15 protein-coding genes and 2 pseudogenes are annotated in these 15900 nt (G+C 39.9%); 9 read left to right on the top strand and 8 right to left on the bottom strand.

Annotated elements, in window-relative coordinates:
- Nucleotides 1–22: 22 nt before the first annotated feature.
- The gene (gene udk / locus JCM15074_RS05010; RefSeq protein ID WP_025820235.1) at nucleotides 23–661 is read right to left on the bottom strand and encodes a uridine kinase; all 639 of its coding nucleotides are present in this window, start codon (nucleotides 659–661) and stop codon (nucleotides 23–25) included.
- A gap of 12 nt (nucleotides 662–673) precedes the next feature.
- The gene (gene apbC / locus JCM15074_RS05005; RefSeq protein WP_025820234.1) at nucleotides 674–1786 is read right to left on the bottom strand and encodes an iron-sulfur cluster carrier protein ApbC; all 1113 of its coding nucleotides are present in this window, start codon (nucleotides 1784–1786) and stop codon (nucleotides 674–676) included.
- Nucleotides 1787–1945: 159 nt separating this feature from the next.
- Here apbC and metG point away from each other — a divergent pair.
- Nucleotides 1946–3975 (top strand): annotated as a pseudogene (gene metG, locus JCM15074_RS21000) (methionine--tRNA ligase).
- 103 nt (nucleotides 3976–4078) lie between these two features.
- On the opposite strand, the gene JCM15074_RS04995 reads toward metG, so the two are convergent.
- Entirely contained in the window at nucleotides 4079–4831 is a 753-nt protein-coding gene (locus tag JCM15074_RS04995; RefSeq protein WP_025820233.1) for a Nif3-like dinuclear metal center hexameric protein, read from the bottom strand.
- 241 nt (nucleotides 4832–5072) lie between these two features.
- Here JCM15074_RS04995 and JCM15074_RS04990 point away from each other — a divergent pair, with 241 nt between their 5' ends.
- On the top strand, nucleotides 5073–5408 hold the full coding sequence (locus JCM15074_RS04990) for a hypothetical protein (protein WP_025820231.1): 336 nt from the start codon (nucleotides 5073–5075) through the stop codon (nucleotides 5406–5408).
- A 66-nt stretch (nucleotides 5409–5474) separates the two neighbouring features.
- On the opposite strand, the gene JCM15074_RS04985 is transcribed toward JCM15074_RS04990, so the two are convergent.
- Complete coding sequence (locus tag JCM15074_RS04985) at nucleotides 5475–5945, bottom strand: outer membrane lipoprotein (RefSeq protein ID WP_025820230.1); 471 nt, start codon at nucleotides 5943–5945, stop codon at nucleotides 5475–5477.
- 184 nt (nucleotides 5946–6129) lie between these two features.
- On the opposite strand from JCM15074_RS04985, the gene aat reads away from it, so the two are divergent.
- The 3 genes from aat (at nucleotide 6130) to infA (ending at nucleotide 7832) form a co-directional block, all read left to right on the top strand.
- Nucleotides 6130–6846: a leucyl/phenylalanyl-tRNA--protein transferase gene (gene aat, locus JCM15074_RS04980; protein WP_025820229.1), complete on the top strand. Its 717-nt coding sequence runs from the start codon at nucleotides 6130–6132 to the stop codon at nucleotides 6844–6846.
- Nucleotides 6836–7528 (top strand): arginyltransferase, encoded by a 693-nt coding sequence (locus JCM15074_RS20995; RefSeq protein WP_037469111.1) that lies wholly within the window; start codon nucleotides 6836–6838, stop codon nucleotides 7526–7528. Before aat ends, JCM15074_RS20995 begins: the two co-directional genes overlap by 11 nt.
- Nucleotides 7529–7613: 85 nt before the next feature.
- On the top strand, nucleotides 7614–7832 hold the full coding sequence (infA, locus tag JCM15074_RS04970) for a translation initiation factor IF-1 (RefSeq protein ID WP_025820228.1): 219 nt from the start codon (nucleotides 7614–7616) through the stop codon (nucleotides 7830–7832).
- Nucleotides 7833–7918: 86 nt separating this feature from the next.
- Here the strand turns inward: infA and JCM15074_RS25770 are convergent, their stop codons facing one another.
- From JCM15074_RS25770 to clpS, 3 genes are read right to left on the bottom strand one after another with little or no spacing between them, the layout of a single operon-like run.
- Nucleotides 7919–9166: an AAA family ATPase gene (locus JCM15074_RS25770; RefSeq protein ID WP_506344837.1), complete on the bottom strand. Its 1248-nt coding sequence runs from the start codon at nucleotides 9164–9166 to the stop codon at nucleotides 7919–7921.
- Entirely contained in the window at nucleotides 9091–10176 is a 1086-nt protein-coding gene (locus JCM15074_RS25765) for a Clp protease N-terminal domain-containing protein (RefSeq protein ID WP_506344836.1), read from the bottom strand. Before JCM15074_RS25765 ends, JCM15074_RS25770 begins: the two co-directional genes overlap by 76 nt.
- 36 nt (nucleotides 10177–10212) lie before the next feature.
- Complete coding sequence (clpS, locus tag JCM15074_RS04960) at nucleotides 10213–10521, bottom strand: ATP-dependent Clp protease adapter ClpS (protein WP_025820227.1); 309 nt, start codon at nucleotides 10519–10521, stop codon at nucleotides 10213–10215.
- Between the two features lie 194 nt (nucleotides 10522–10715).
- On the opposite strand from clpS, the gene cspD reads away from it, so the two are divergent.
- Entirely contained in the window at nucleotides 10716–10922 is a 207-nt protein-coding gene (cspD, locus tag JCM15074_RS04955) for a cold shock domain-containing protein CspD (RefSeq protein ID WP_025820226.1), read from the top strand.
- Between the two features lie 207 nt (nucleotides 10923–11129).
- Here cspD and JCM15074_RS20985 read toward each other — a convergent pair.
- Nucleotides 11130–13357: pseudogene (locus JCM15074_RS20985) on the bottom strand (NADP-dependent isocitrate dehydrogenase).
- A gap of 160 nt (nucleotides 13358–13517) precedes the next feature.
- Between JCM15074_RS20985 and rluE the strand changes: the two are divergent.
- The 3 genes from rluE to mnmA all read left to right on the top strand — a co-directional run bounded on the left by rluE (nucleotide 13518) and on the right by mnmA (nucleotide 15898).
- The gene (rluE, locus tag JCM15074_RS04945; protein ID WP_025820224.1) at nucleotides 13518–14198 is read left to right on the top strand and encodes a 23S rRNA pseudouridine(2457) synthase RluE; all 681 of its coding nucleotides are present in this window, start codon (nucleotides 13518–13520) and stop codon (nucleotides 14196–14198) included.
- Between the two features lie 4 nt (nucleotides 14199–14202).
- Nucleotides 14203–14679 (top strand): NUDIX hydrolase, encoded by a 477-nt coding sequence (locus tag JCM15074_RS04940; protein ID WP_025820222.1) that lies wholly within the window; start codon nucleotides 14203–14205, stop codon nucleotides 14677–14679.
- A gap of 103 nt (nucleotides 14680–14782) precedes the next feature.
- Nucleotides 14783–15898 (top strand): tRNA 2-thiouridine(34) synthase MnmA, encoded by a 1116-nt coding sequence (mnmA, locus tag JCM15074_RS04935; protein WP_025820221.1) that lies wholly within the window; start codon nucleotides 14783–14785, stop codon nucleotides 15896–15898.
- Nucleotides 15899–15900 lie beyond the last annotated feature (2 nt).

Raw genomic sequence — 15900 nt, 5'->3', positions numbered from 1 at the left:
TACTTTAACTCCCTACTTACACTTATTTAGCTAATAAATGCTGAATACGTGTTTTTAATATATCAGTCGCAATGCGGTTTTTACCACCACGTGGAACAATAATATCGGCATACTGTTTTGATGGTTCAATAAACTGCAAGAACATAGGTCTAACCGTTTGTTGATACTGACTAATTACTGACTCCATGGTACGACCACGTTCAGCAACATCACGCGTTAAACGACGTAAAAAACAGATATCTAATGGTGTATCCATAAATACACTCGCATCCATTAATTCACGTAGCTTAGGATCAGTTAATAACAAAATACCTTCAAGAATAATCACCTTCTTTGGGGTCATATCAACGGTGGTATCCGTACGAGTATGTTCTTTATAACTGTAACATGGAATATGAACTTCTTGTCCTTGCTTTAATTGAGTTAAATGCTCAGCTAGCAAGGCATGATCTAACGCTTTAGGGTGATCATAATTAGTAAGAACCCGCTCATCCATTGACATGTGGCTTTGATCTTTGTAGTAAGCATCTTCATTGATCACACCAATTTGATCTGTGCCTAAGTCACGGCATAGTTCGTTATAAATGGTATTTGCAATTAAACTCTTACCTGATGCTGATGCCCCTGCGATGCCAATAATGACACATTGCTGCGAACTCATACTCATTTTACTTTACTCGTCATCTGATATACTGATAGAAACATTAGCTTGTTGACGGCTTAATGCCAACTCTGCACCCACTTTACGGGCAATACTACGATAAATATTTGCCACTTCTGATCCAGGTGAGTGAATCACGGTTGGCATACCATTATCCATATCTTCACGGATATTTAACTGCAACGGCAGTTCACCTAATAATGGCACGTTATAACGCTGTGCCATTTTGCTACCACCATGGGTACCAAATGGATGTTCTTTATGACCACACTCAGGGCATAAATGGAAGCTCATATTCTCAACAATACCTAGCACAGGAATGTTCACTTTTTGGAACATAGATACGCCTTTTTGCGCATCAGCAAGTGCGATATCTTGCGGCGTTGTCACGATTACGGCACCACTTACAGGCACTTTTTGAGACAACGTTAACTGGATATCACCAGTTCCTGGTGGCATGTCGATCACGAGATAATCAAGTTCAGGCCATTGGGTTTCATTAAGTAATTGTACTAATGCACCCGCAGCCATCGGACCGCGCCATACTGCGGCTTCACCTTCACCAAGCATAAAACCAATAGACTGTGCGGTAATACCATGAGCCTGAGCAGCAGTCATCTGTTTTTCACCAGCAGCTACCGGTCTAAAACCTTCAACACCTAACATTAATGGAATTGATGGACCATAAATATCAGCATCAAGGATACCAACTTGCGCACCTTCAGCAGCTAAAGCTAACGCTAGGTTTACCGCTGTCGTTGATTTACCTACACCACCTTTGCCAGAAGCAACCGCAATAATCTGCTTAACATTGGCAATGGGTTCAACGCCGATGGCAGAAAAAGTTGTCGGCTGAAAATCAATTTCACATTCAACTTCATCAATCGCATCAATAACGGCTAATTGATTAGTTAACGCCATCACCGTATCACGATATTGAGTCATGCAAGGATATGGATAAACCAAACCTAACTGCAAACGTTTATCGGTAATCGCCAATTTAGTTACACAACCAGCGCTAACTAAACCTTTTGCTAAATAAGGATCAATAAATGCGTCTAAAATAGCCAACACAGGACCAAGAAGCTCATCATTTAATTGAAAATCTGGGGATGATTCAGACAATGCAGGTACCCTTCTGGATGAATTTGTGCAAGTGTACCAGAAAAAGTAGAAAACATTAGTGTAGATTTAGCACAGTTAGCACTACTTTTGATGAAACATAGACTATTTTCGGTTAGTATCTATGCCATTGTACAAAGCCCAAGGCGATTTTGAGAAAAAATGGCAACTTCAAAACGTAAAATTCTAGTAACAAGCGCACTTCCTTATGCCAATGGCCCTATCCATTTAGGTCATATGCTGGAATATATTCAGACAGACATCTGGTCTCGCTATCAAAAACTCCGTGGTCATGAATGCCACTATATTTGTGCTGATGACGCTCATGGCACACCTATTATGTTAAAGGCGCAGCAACTAGGTATCACTCCTGAAGAGATGATTGCTAACGTAAATCGTGAACATCAACAAGATTTCGCTGATTTCCGTATTGGTTTTGATAACTACCACAGTACTCATAGTGATGAGAACCGTGAATTAGCCAGCAATATTTATCTTAAATTACGTGATGGCGGCTACATCAAAACTAAAACAATTTCACAGTTGTTCGATCCTGAAAAAGAGATGTTCTTACCGGATCGCTTCGTAAAAGGCACCTGCCCTCGCTGTAAGTCAGAAGACCAATATGGCGATAACTGTGACAACTGTGGTGCAACTTATAGCACAACTGATTTAATCAACCCTAAATCAGCTGTTTCTGGTGCCACGCCTATCATGAAAGACTCTGAACATTTCTTTTTTGACTTACCTGCATTTGAAGGCATGTTAAAAGAGTGGACTCATTCAGGCGCTTTGCAACAAGAGATGGCAAATAAGCTTAACGAATGGTTTGAGCAAGGCCTACAGCAGTGGGATATCAGCCGTGATGCACCTTATTTCGGTTTCGAAATTCCTGATGCACCGGGTAAATATTTCTATGTATGGTTAGATGCCCCTATCGGTTACATGGGCTCGTTTAAAAACCTATGCAGTAAGCGTGATGATATCAACTTTGATGATTTCTGGGGTAAGGACTCTACAGCAGAGCTATACCACTTTATCGGTAAAGATATCGTTTATTTCCACAGTCTATTTTGGCCGGCTATGTTAGAAGGCGCAGGTTACCGTCAACCTAATAGTGTTTATGCACATGGTTATGTAACCGTAAATGGTGCCAAAATGTCTAAATCTAAAGGTACCTTCATTAAGGCTCGTACCTATTTAGATCATTTAGATCCAGAGTATTTACGTTATTACTATGCAGCTAAGTTAAGCAGTCGTATTGATGACTTAGATTTAAACCTTGAAGATTTTACCCAACGTGTAAACTCAGATCTTGTTGGTAAGCTAGTAAACCTTGCTTCACGTACTGCTGGTTTTATTACTAAACGCTTCGATGGCAAATTAGCCAAAGTAGCGGATAACTCACTTGCAGAAAGCTTTATTGCTAAGCAAGAACAAATTGCAGAGTTTTACGAGACCCGTGAATACGGTAAAGCAATGCGAGAAATAATGGCATTAGCTGATATCGCTAATGGCTATGTTGCAGATGCAGCGCCTTGGCAACTAGTTAAGCAAGAAGACAAACAAGAAGAAGCACATCAGGTTTGTTCAAATGCCCTAAACTTATTCCGCATTTTGGTCACTTACCTAAAGCCTGTGTTACCTCGCCTAGCGGCAGATGTTGAAGCATTTATGCAGCAACCATTAACATGGGATAATCTAGCGGCTGATATGTCAGGCCATGAAATTGCGCCTTTCAAAGCTTTAATGCAACGTATTGAGCTAGATAAAGTTGCAGCTATGGTTGACGCATCTAAGGACAACCTGCAAGCGATTGAAACTGCGCCTAAGGCTGAAACTGAATTAGATTTAGATCCAATCAGTGATGAAATTAGCTTCGATGACTTTGCTAAAATCGATCTACGTATTGCTAAAATCATCAAAGCTGAACATGTCCCAGAAGCCAATAAGCTATTAAAGCTACAGCTCGATCTTGGCGGCGTAACTAAGCAAGTTTTTGCCGGCATTAAATCAGCTTATAGCCTGAAGACTTGGAAGGTAAGCTAACAGTTATGGTGGCTAACCTTGCACCGCGTAAGATGCGCTTTGGTATATCTGAAGGTATGGTACTTGCAGCGGGTCCTGGTAAGAAAGATCTTTGGATCTTAGAGCCACACGAAGGCGCACAGCCTGGTATGCGAGTTAAGTAGTCGTTATTCTCTCATCAATAAAAAAGCCGCTTTTGCGGCTTTTTTATTGTAATAACCAAACGACCTAAAATTACAGGAATATGATCGTTTGGATATATAGCTGTTATACGGGATTAGTAATATCAATAAAGGTATGTTCTAAACCGAATTTATCCGCTAAATGCTCACCTAGCGCCTGTATACCATATAATTCAGTTGCATGATGACCAGCAGCGAAGTAATGAATGCCCTGTTCCATGGCGCAGTGGTAAGTACGTTCAGACACTTCACCACTAATAAATGCATCAACCCCATAACTGAGTGCAATATCTAAATAATCTTGAGCACCACCGGTACACCAAGCAACTGTACGAATTAATTCTGGCGCTAGCCCAAGATGTAAAGGTTGACGACCTAGCTGAGTATGAATTAATTGAGAAAACTCATTTGCTGTCATTGGGGTTGCTAATTCACCTCGCCAAATTAACCCATCAGCCACTTCAGTTATTGCACTGGCATTAAGTAACCCTAACTGATGAGCTAACTGCACATTGTTACCTACATCAGCGTGAGCATCTAATGGTAGGTGATAACCCAATAAGTTAATGTCGTGGGTTAATAGTGCTTTAATTCGGCGTTGTTTCATACCAACAATGATCTGTGGCTCATTTTTCCAAAAAAAACCATGATGTACTAGAATTGCATCAGCTTTTAATTCTATAGCTTGATCAATTAAAGGTTGGCATGCGGTCACACCTGTTACAATGCGTTTGATTTGTGATCTACCTTCAACCTGCAAGCCATTTGGCGCATAGTCTTTAAAGCGAGATAGCTGTAAAAAATCAGCCAAATAATGTTCTAATTCAATACGTTGCATATAATGCCCAAATTTTTATAGTTAAGATTACTATTCTAGCAAATTCATCTTCTAAAAATGTAGTCAATTGATTGATTTTGGCTTAAATAATGCTTAAACATTAGTTACTGCTAGTTTAAAAAAACAGCAAACAGATTTGTAGTGCAACTATTTTAGTGTAATTGCGTGTAAAATAGTCCCCTTTTGCAACATTTAACAATCAACCTTTTGGTACACACTAAAAAATAATAGGTTACTTATTATGTCAAAACTGACCAAAGAAGAAGTCATCAGCGAGCTTCAAGCGGCACTAGAAAAACAGCAAAATAAAGCCGTAGTTATTGAGCAAAATGGCAGCTGGTACAAAATCGATGGCGGTAAATCAGTTCGTTTTAGCGAGTTAGAGCAAATGCACAGTGAACTATGTTCTGTGGCAGCTACTAAAGTAGCGAGCAAAGCAGCTCCAACAGCAAAAATTAAAGCTGATAAACCTAAAACAGCAAGCAGCAATGCTACTGGTGGTAAAACACCTAAGCAGTTATGGCGTGAAAAAGTCGCTGCTACTGGCAATAAAAACCAATTACCACGCGGTTTTTAATGCCAAGAAAATGGAGCGCAATGCGCTCCATTTTTCTACCCTAAATCTAAACTTCAATTATTAACATCACATCGCTAAATCTACACGTACGCCAAAATCAAAATATACCACTCTAACTTCATCACCAGCATGGAAAGTCATTCCCGGATCGTAATCCTGTATTACCATCAATTGTTGACCATCATCGGTTTTCAACATTAACTCAACCAATTTAGTTCGAATTTGTTGAGGATTAGTTTGATAGTTATTTGCGACACCTGCACCAAGTAAACTGCCTAATACGGTAGCAACATCTTGACCGCTCCCCCCACCAAATTGGTGACCAATAACACCACCAAGCACTGCGCCACCAAAAGTACGCCAGCCTTGATGTTGATCTTCAATTAATTGCGTTTCAGTAATGTTTTTCATTGAGATCACTTGAGCATACTCTACTTTTTGTACAGGCATTGCTACATTCCGTTCATATGCTGCATTTGCAGTCAAAGGCAATATAAACAGTAAACTCAACCAACAAATAGAAATTAATTTATTCATAATTACTCCGGCTAAATGATTGCAAATCCACTAATACCAAAAGTATCACCTGTAGATCATTCTAGACATCTTATATCAGAATGAATAGTAATTAACTAAAGCCAATTAGACACAAGCAAACTCTACATATCTGACCTGCTTAGGTATAATATCAATTCATATAAATGATGACACAGGTCCACACGTGAACGGTCTTGCTTTTTTAAACCAAATCAATATGACGTTTCCAGATCCAGAGCGAGCCTTAGTAGATCCTAATGGTTTGTTAGCCGTTGGTGGAGATTTACAGCCACAAAGACTATTAACAGCCTATTACAATGGTATATTTCCTTGGTTTAATCAAGATGATCCAATCTTGTGGTGGTCACCCGATCCAAGAGCAATATTCGAACTGGATGATGTACATATTAGCCGTTCATTACGTAAAACCATTAAACGTCGGCAATTTTATGTCACTATCAATCAAGATTTTGAACACGTAATTAGGCAATGTGCAGTACCAAGAGCCAAACAAGCAGGAACTTGGATAACACAAGATATAATTAATGCTTATTGTCAGTTACATACCCTAGGTCGTGCCCATTCAATTGAAGTTCGCCACACATCAGACGACCAGCTTGTTGGTGGCTTATATGGTATTAATGTTGGCCAAATATTTTGTGGCGAGTCTATGTTTCATATACAAGCCGATGCCTCAAAGATCGCTTTTGTCGCCTTAATTAATCATCTAAAAAAATATCATTATAAGCTTATCGATGCGCAAATCGATAACCCCTACCTACAAAGTCTTGGCAGTAAACAGCTGACTAGAACTGAATTTCTATGCCGATTACGCCATAAGCGCGACATACTATTAGACAAAAATTGCTGGTTACCTCAGGAGATTGAGATTGGAATCTAATAATTTGAATATTACAGTGGGTGTCACCAATGAATTTACTTGTAGCTATTTACCTAATCAGCAAGAGCGATTGATGGTCACTATGGACCCTATCAACGCCGCGCAGTTCGAATTCCTATTATCGTTAGGCTTTAGACGCAGTGGTAATCAAATATATCGACCTCATTGCGCACATTGCCAAGCCTGTACACCAATAAGGATTATCGTAAACGATTTTGTCATCTCTAAAAGGCAAAAACGCACCTTAAAAAACAATCAAGATATTCGTGTGCAAATAACCACAGAGAACAGCCCTCAGCAATATCAACTTTACCATGATTATATTTGTGCACGTCATAGTGATGGCTCTATGTATCCGCCAACTAAACAGGCTTATTCCGACTTTATTAACAACACCATGTTTAAACCTCATTTTTTAGAATGCTATAAAGATGAGCAATTAATCGCTGTTGCAGTGATGGATGTGTTAGCTGATAGTATTTCAGCCGTATATAGTTACTTTAATACTAATTTTGATAAAAGATCACTTGGGAGCTTAATGATCCTTAAGCAATGTGAACTAGCCCAACAAACTGATAAAAAATACCTTTATTTAGGTTATCAAATAGATAACAATTCGAAGATGAATTACAAACGACTGTATCGTCCGCACCAAGTATTAACTAATTTAGGCTGGCAATAATCTGAGCATTCACTTTACACCAGCACTAATTTGCGGCATGATACGCCCGTTTTTATTATTTGAAAGCTAATGGGATATATAATTAATGGCGAAAGAAGATAACATTGAAATGCAAGGCACAATCCTTGAGACCTTGCCAAACACAATGTTTCGCGTAGAACTAGAAAACGGTCACGTTGTGACTGCACACATTTCTGGTAAAATGCGCAAGAATTACATCCGCATTCTAACGGGTGACAAGGTAACGGTACAGTTGACTCCTTACGATTTAACCAAAGGTCGTATCGTCTTCCGCGCTCGCTAATCTCGCCTCTCATTATGCGCCGCTCATTTTTTTGAGCATAAAAAAATAGCTGCCTAGGCAGCTATTTTTGTTTAGTGTAATGAGAGTTAAGCTTCAGCTGCTTCGGTATTGGTTTCAATCACCAATTCACCCGCTTTCACATCAACACGTGCGACACCGCCCTTCTCTAGGTCACCAAATAAGATTTGATCAGCTAATGGTCGCTTGATTAAGTTGGTTACAACACGAGCCATAGGTCGTGCCCCCATCGCCTTATCATAGCCTTTCTCTGCTAATAAAGTACGAGCTTCGTCAGAGACATCTAAGGTCACCCCTTTACTATCAAGTTGCGCCTGTAACTCAACCAAGAACTTATCAACCACTTTAGCGATAACCGTCATATCCAAATGGTTAAACCAAATAATTGAATCTAAACGATTACGGAATTCAGGCGAAAAGACTCGGTTAATCTCTTGCATTGCATCTTGAGTATGATCTTGCTGTGCAAAGCCAATCGACTTTTTAACCGTCTCTTGCACTCCAGCATTAGTGGTCATCACTAATGTAACATGCCTAAAGTCAGCCTTACGGCCATTATTATCAGTCAAAGTACCATGATCCATCACTTGCAATAGCAAGTTATAGACATCTGGGTGAGCTTTTTCTATTTCATCTAATAACACAATACAATGTGGATTCTTAATCACTGCATCGGTTAATAAGCCACCTTGGTCGTAACCAACATATCCTGGAGGTGCGCCAATTAAGCGTGAAACCGCATGGCTTTCCATATATTCAGACATATCAAAACGAACCAACTTAGTTCCTAGACATGTACCTAACTGATTAGTTACTTCTGTTTTACCTACACCAGTTGGGCCAGCAAATAAGAAGCTACCAACAGGCTTTGATTCCACACCTAAGCCACTGCGTGACAGTCTAATTGCAGCGCTAAGCGTCTCAATGGCATGATCTTGGCCAAATACTACCATCTTAAGGTTACGTTCTAGATTACGTAGCGTTTCCTTGTCAGATGCCGATACCGACTTCTCAGGAATACGTGCCATTTTAGCAATCACAGTTTCAATTTCAGATTGACCAATGGTTTTCTTACGCTTGCTCGAAGGCATCATTGCCATTCTCGCGCCCGCTTCGTCAATCACATCAATTGCTTTATCAGGTAAATGACGATCATTAATGTGTTTAGCCGACAAACTAGCAGCACTACTTAATGCGGCTAAGGTATAGCGCACACCATGATGCTCTTCATACTTACTCTTTAAACCTTGTAAAATTTTTGTGGTTTCAGCCACTGAAGGTTCATTAATATCAATTTTTTGGAATCGACGAGCCAATGCCCGATCCTTCTCGAAAATTGTTTGATATTCTTGGTAAGTCGTAGAACCCATACAACGTAATGAGCCATTCGATAATAAGGCTTTAATAGATTAGAGGCATCCATCACACCGCCAGAGGCCGCACCAGCACCAATAATGGTATGAATTTCATCAATAAACAAAATAGCTTGTTCATCTTCAATCAGCTCTTTAAGCAACGCTTTAAAACGCTTCTCAAAGTCACCACGATATTTAGTACCCGCCAATAGCGCACCTAAATCTAATGAATAAACTTTGACGTTTTCCATGACTTCAGGCACTTCTTGCTTAATAATTCGATAAGCAAGCCCTTCAGCAATCGCGGTTTTACCCACACCAGCCTCGCCGACTAATAATGGATTATTCTTACGACGGCGACATAACACTTGCACCGCTCGCTCGACTTCGTTTTCTCGTCCAATCAGAGGATCGATTTGGCCTTGGCTAGCTAATTCATTTAAATTAGTCGCAAATTGCGCCAACATCGTTTTTTCTTGTGGCTGCTCGCTGGTATCTTCAATCTGTTCTGGTTCTGGAATTTCGGCACTGTCTTCATTTTTACCAAAACCATGCGAAATATAATTCACAACATCGAGACGACTAATGTCACTTCGACGTAATAGATAAACGGCTTGAGATTCTTGTTCACTAAAAATAGCAACAAGTACATTGGCACCAGTGACTTCATTACGCCCTGATGACTGTACGTGAAAAACTGCACGCTGTAATACGCGCTGAAAACCTAATGTTGGTTGAGTTTCCCGCTCATCGTCAACATCAGCAATTAATGGTGTGGTCTGAGAAATAAATGTAGCAACGTCTTCCCTAAGCTTATCAAGGTTAGTCCCACAAGCGACTAATGCATCTTGAGCTGCTGGATTATCTATCAGGGCTAAAAGTAAATGTTCTACTGTCATGTACTCATGACGTGCATCTCTGGCTTGTTGAAACGCCAAATTCAAGGTCACTTCAAGATCTTTATTCAACATAAACGCCCCCTAATTTTAACAACGGAGATGGTAATTCTAGTCCTTCTCTAAAGTGCAGAGTAACGGGTGTTGGTTCTGTCTTGCAAACTGATTAACTTCGATTACCTTAGTTTCAGCAATACCAAAAGCAAAAACACCACAAACTGCTTTTCCCTGATGATGGATAGCTAACATTGTTTCAGTTGCATGCGCTTCATTCATATTAAAGTAACGCTGCAATACTTCGATAACAAAATCCATTGGCGTGTAATCATCGTTGTTCAACAACACTTTGAACATTGACGGCGGCACGGTTTTCGAATCTGCACGTTCAATGACGTGCTCTGTCTGTTCAGTTTTACCCATGTATCTATACTAGCCTCTTAAATCGTTTACGACTACCACTTGTTACAATTTAAACATATTTGTTAAATATTAGTTAAAATATACTTGACATCTAAAGTCAGTGCTTTCATTCTAACTCTTAAGCGGTTCAATACTGTCCGCTTGTTCTTTTTGAATAGCATACTGGGAAGTAGACAACAGAAGGAAGTAGAAGTATGGCAAACGGAACGGTGAAATGGTTCAATAATGCAAAAGGATTCGGATTTATTTGTCCGGATGAAGGGGGTGAAGATGTCTTTGCTCACTACTCTACAATCGAAATGGATGGCTACCGCACACTTAAAGCAGGCCAACCCGTTCAGTTTGAAGTAGAGCAAGGCCCAAAGGGCATGCATGCATCAGCCATATCTCCAACCAAATAAAATAAAAAAAATGCGTCTTCTGGCGTTAAAACCTAACGAAAAGCAGGATAACTATCCTGCTTTTTTTTGTCTGCTTATTACAACTAAATCAAGATAACCAAACCAATAAATACCCAGCATGTTCAGCTACCACTATTACTTCTGTAACTTTGATTAGATGTTAATTTAAAACCGCACTAAAACCAAGGCCTAGCGCGGTTTTAATGACTAAGCATTATCAATTAATTGATTCAGAGTTTGACTTGGACGCATCGCTTTAACGGCTAAATGATGATCAAGTCGATAATAGCCCCCTAACTCCACCTGATGACCTTGGGCTTCAACCAGCTCATTTATAATAGTTTGTTCATGCTTTATTAGGTTTTTAGCGAGTTCGCTGAATGTTTGTTGTAATGGTAATGAGCTTGTTTGAGCTGCAAGTTCCATTGCCCAGTATTGTGCTAAATAATAATGGCTACCGCGGTTATCAAGTTCACCAACCTTACGTGATGGTGACTTATTATTATCTAAGAATTGACCAATAGCAGCATCCAGCGTCGTCGCCAATATCTGTGCTTCGGCATTACCAGAAACTAAACTCAAATGTTCTAATGAAGCCGCTAAAGCTAAAAACTCACCAAGCGAGTCCCAACGCAAATGACCTTCGTGTTCCATTTGTTGTACGTGCTTTGGTGCACTGCCTCCAGCTCCCGTTTCAAACAATCCGCCACCATTCATCAATGGCACAATTGACAACATTTTAGCACTGGTACCTAACTCTAAAATAGGAAATAAATCAGTAAGATAATCACGTAACACATTGCCTGTAACAGAAATAGTATCTAACCCCAAACGTGTTCTTTCTAGCGAATATAACGTCGCATCAACCGGTGATTTAATGCTTATTTCAAGTCCTTGCAAATCATGTTCAGGTAGATATTGTTCAACCTTTTTGATCAACTGTGCATCATGGGCACGTTGTTGATCTAACCAAAATACGGCTGGTGTAGCGCTTAAACGTGCTCGATTCACGGCCAATTTAACCCAATCTTTAATCGGCTCGTCTTTAACTTGGCACATACGCCAGATATCACCATGCTCAACTACATGGCTAAATAGTTGATTACCTTGCGCATCGATAACTTTAACGGCACCCGCAGATTCAATTTCAAAGGTTTTATCATGACTACCATACTCTTCTGCTTTTTGCGCCATCAAGCCCACATTGGGTACACTGCCCATGGTACTAGGATCAAAAGCACCATGTTGTTTACAAAAATCAATAGTGGCCTGATAGACACCGGCATAGCAACGATCTGGAATCAATGCCTTAGTGTCTTTTAGTTTCCCCTGAGCGTCCCACATTTTACCTGATGAACGAATTGCCGCAGGCATCGACGCATCAATAATTATGTCGCTTGGCACATGTAAATTAGTGATGCCTTTATCTGAGTCGACCATAGCTAAAGGTGGTTGAGCCGCGTAAATTGCCGCAAATTCAGCTTCAATTTCAGACTTTTGACTGTCATCCAATGGTTGGATTTTTGCGTACACATCGCCAATACCATTGTTAACATCGACACCTAACTGGTCAAAAAGCGTTCCATATTTGTCAAACAAACTATGATAATAAGCTTTTACACAATGGCCAAATAAGATGGGATCGGACACCTTCATCATGGTCGCTTTTAAATGCAGCGAAAGAAGAATATCTTGTTTTTTCGCTTGTTCAATCTCTCTTGCATAAAATTCGGTCAATGCAGCTTTACTCATTACAGCTGCATCAATAATCTCACCTTCAAGCAGTACTAAATCAGACTTTAACACTTGTTTTGAACCATCTTCGCGCTCAAGTACTACCGAGACAGTTGTCGGTTTATCAAGCATCATAGACTGCTCGCTACCGTAGAAGTCGCCATAACTCATATGGCTTACATGAGTTAAAGAATCTTTGCTCCATGAGCCATAGAATGAGGATGCTTACGGGCGTATTGCTTTACTGATGCTGGTGCGCGGCGATCTGAATTACCTTCACGTAAAACAGGATTAACAGCGCTACCTTTGACCTTATCGTATTGTGCTTTAATGGCTTTTTGTTCATCAGAAACCGGCTCATCAGGATAATCAGGTACGCTGTAACCTTTAAGCTGTAACTCTTTAATACATGCTTTCAATTGCGGAATAGAAGCACTGATATTAGGCAATTTAATAATGTTAGTGTCAGGTAATTGCGCAAGCTCACCGAGCTCAACTAATGCATCTTTTATTTGTAGTTCAGGAGCAAGATATTCTGCAAAATTAGCAATAATACGACCAGATAATGAGATATCACGGGTTTCAACCTTTATTCCCGCCGCCTGAGTAAAAGCATTAATAATTGGAAGGAGCGAAACAGTTGCCAGTGCTGGCGCTTCATCAGTCTCAGTGTAGATAATGGTTGGAGTTTTATCGTTCATTTTATATCCTTTTTATATGATACCTATCTTCCTTATGGGCCCATTTTGAACGTTTTTGCGCATGCTAAAGCTATCTCTTAAATAAAACAGTATTAGCCTTAGCCGACAAACGGTAGACTATAATGAATCACTGTTTTTGAGATAAAGAAGTATTTGACGCGTGTCTAGTTCAAAACCACCTAAAAAACCTCACGGTTCCAAGCGCCCAACCTTTGGCATTAAAGCAAAAGGTAATTTTGGTCGACAAAAAATTAACACATTTAACAAACAATCAAAACACAATATAAAGCCAATTAGTGATCCTGTCATCGTATTATTTAACAAACCATTCGATGTTTTATGTCAATTTACTGATGAACAAGGACGTAAAACGCTAAAGGACTATATTGAAATTAAAGATATTTATGCCGCGGGTAGACTTGATCGTGACAGTGAAGGACTACTGCTCCTGACCAATGACGGTAAATTACAAGCTAAACTCACTCAGCCTAATAAAAAAACCTATAAAACCTATTGGGTGCAAGTTGAAGGTGCACCGACTCAACAAGATTTAGATAAACTAAGACAAGGCGTAGAGTTGAAAGATGGCATGACACTCCCTGCGATAATTGACATTATCGACAGTCCCAACGTTTGGCCACGCAACCCACCAATCAGAGAGCGAAAAAATATCCCGACCACTTGGTTAGCGATACAAATATGTGAAGGTCGTAATCGTCAAGTAAGAAGAATGACTGCTCATATAGGCTATCCTACTCTAAGATTGATTCGTTATAAGATCGGTAACTGGTCGTTAGATGATTTAGATAATGGTCAATACCGTGTCATGGACTGGAAATAAACTTATGAGCCATCGTTATCGTCCAAATGTTACTGTAGCCTGCATTATTCATCATCAACACCATTTTGTGATGGTAGAAGAACTCATTGATAACCAAATAAAATTCAATCAACCCGCTGGCCACTTAGAAGCAAATGAATCTATATTCATGGCTTGCCAACGAGAGATAAAAGAAGAAACAGGTTTAGATGTTGCGCCACAGCATTTGCTCGGTATCGATCAATATAGTGCGAGTAATGAACTCGCCTTCTTGCGTTTCACCTTTATTGTTGAGCTCGATGAGCTATTACCATTAAGGCCGCTAGACCCACAAATAAAGGCCGCCCATTGGCTTCATTTCGATGAAATTTTACATAAACAAAACCAGCTTCGTTCGCCTTTAGTACTTAAAACAATAGATGATTACTACCAAGGCAAACAATTTGACACCTCGATATTAAACAGTGATCTTCTGTTAATAGCCGATGCCAATAAAGCGTGATAGAATACGCACCCTCATAATTTAGTCGCTATCGCTAAGGCTACTTTAGTTAAGTAATGTCCTTTAGATAGCAGGAAATTGAATAATTTCAGGTTTTATATCCATGACAGCAATTGATTCTTCTCGCTCTGGCAAAAAAGTCATCGTCGGTATGTCCGGTGGTGTTGATTCATCTGTATCAGCCTATTTGCTTCTTCAACAAGGATACCAAGTTGAAGGCCTATTCATGAAGAATTGGGAAGAAGACGATACTCAAGAATATTGTGCTGCGGCGCAAGATTTAAAAGATGCCCAAGCAGTATGCGATAAACTTGGTATCAAGTTACATACCGTTAACTTTGCTGCTGAGTATTGGGATAACGTATTTGAGTATTTCTTAGCTGAATATAAAGCGGGTCGCACGCCTAATCCAGATATTATGTGCAACAAAGAAATTAAATTTAAAGCCTTTTTAGACTTTGCAGATGATATTTTAGATGCTGATTATATTGCAATGGGCCACTATGTGCGTCGACGTGACATCGACGGCACAACGCAAATGTTACGTGGCCTAGATAGCAATAAAGATCAAAGCTACTTTCTATATACATTGAGCCATGAACAAGTTGCACGCTCACTCTTCCCTGTCGGTGAACTTCAAAAATCTGAAGTACGCCATATTGCGAAAGAGATGGGACTTATCACTGCGGACAAGAAAGACAGTACCGGTATTTGCTTTATTGGTGAGCGTAAGTTTACCGAATTTTTAGGTCAATACTTACCTGCTCAACCAGGCAAAATTGAAACTGTTGACGGCGAAATTATTGGTGAGCACCAAGGCTTGATGTATCACACTTTAGGTCAACGTAAAGGCTTAGGTATTGGCGGCTTAAAAAATAGCAACGACAACCCATGGTATGTAGTTGATAAAGATTTAGAACGCAATATTCTAATTGTGGCTCAAGGTGGTCAACACCCTCGTCTAATGTCAACAGGTATGGTTGTTAACCAATTACATTGGGTCGACCGTAAAGGTCCTGCTGATGGTGCAACCATCACAGTTAAAACGAGATATCGTCAGCAGGATGTTGCCTGCAGTATTAAGATTGTTGAAGCTGATGTTATTGAAGTGACATTCGCACAACCGGTGGCAGCAGTAACACCAGGCCAATCGGCAGTATTTTATGATGGTGAAGTCTGCTTAGGTGGTGGTATTATCGATACATTAATTAAAGTATAAGA

Source organism: Shewanella marina JCM 15074 (assembly GCF_000614975.1).
In the GTDB taxonomy this organism is placed as follows: domain Bacteria; phylum Pseudomonadota; class Gammaproteobacteria; order Enterobacterales; family Shewanellaceae; genus Shewanella; species Shewanella marina.
This window is presented reverse-complemented; position numbering and strand designations above follow the sequence as displayed.

Excerpts from the sequence above, each read along its gene's own strand:
- JCM15074_RS04940 (WP_025820222.1), top strand. The coding sequence starts at position 14,203 with ATGAGCCATCGTTATCGTCCAAATGTTACTGTAGCCTGCATTATTCAT.
- clpS (WP_025820227.1), bottom strand. The coding sequence starts at position 10,521 with ATGGGTAAAACTGAACAGACAGAGCACGTCATTGAACGTGCAGATTCG.
- JCM15074_RS04995 (WP_025820233.1), bottom strand. The coding sequence starts at position 4,831 with ATGCAACGTATTGAATTAGAACATTATTTGGCTGATTTTTTACAGCTA.
- JCM15074_RS04985 (WP_025820230.1), bottom strand. The coding sequence starts at position 5,945 with ATGAATAAATTAATTTCTATTTGTTGGTTGAGTTTACTGTTTATATTG.
- JCM15074_RS04990 (WP_025820231.1), top strand. The coding sequence starts at position 5,073 with ATGTCAAAACTGACCAAAGAAGAAGTCATCAGCGAGCTTCAAGCGGCA.
- cspD (WP_025820226.1), top strand. The coding sequence starts at position 10,716 with ATGGCAAACGGAACGGTGAAATGGTTCAATAATGCAAAAGGATTCGGA.
- mnmA (WP_025820221.1), top strand. The coding sequence starts at position 14,783 with ATGACAGCAATTGATTCTTCTCGCTCTGGCAAAAAAGTCATCGTCGGT.
- infA (WP_025820228.1), top strand. The coding sequence starts at position 7,614 with ATGGCGAAAGAAGATAACATTGAAATGCAAGGCACAATCCTTGAGACC.
- udk (WP_025820235.1), bottom strand. The coding sequence starts at position 661 with ATGAGTTCGCAGCAATGTGTCATTATTGGCATCGCAGGGGCATCAGCA.
- JCM15074_RS25765 (WP_506344836.1), bottom strand. The coding sequence starts at position 10,176 with ATGTTGAATAAAGATCTTGAAGTGACCTTGAATTTGGCGTTTCAACAA.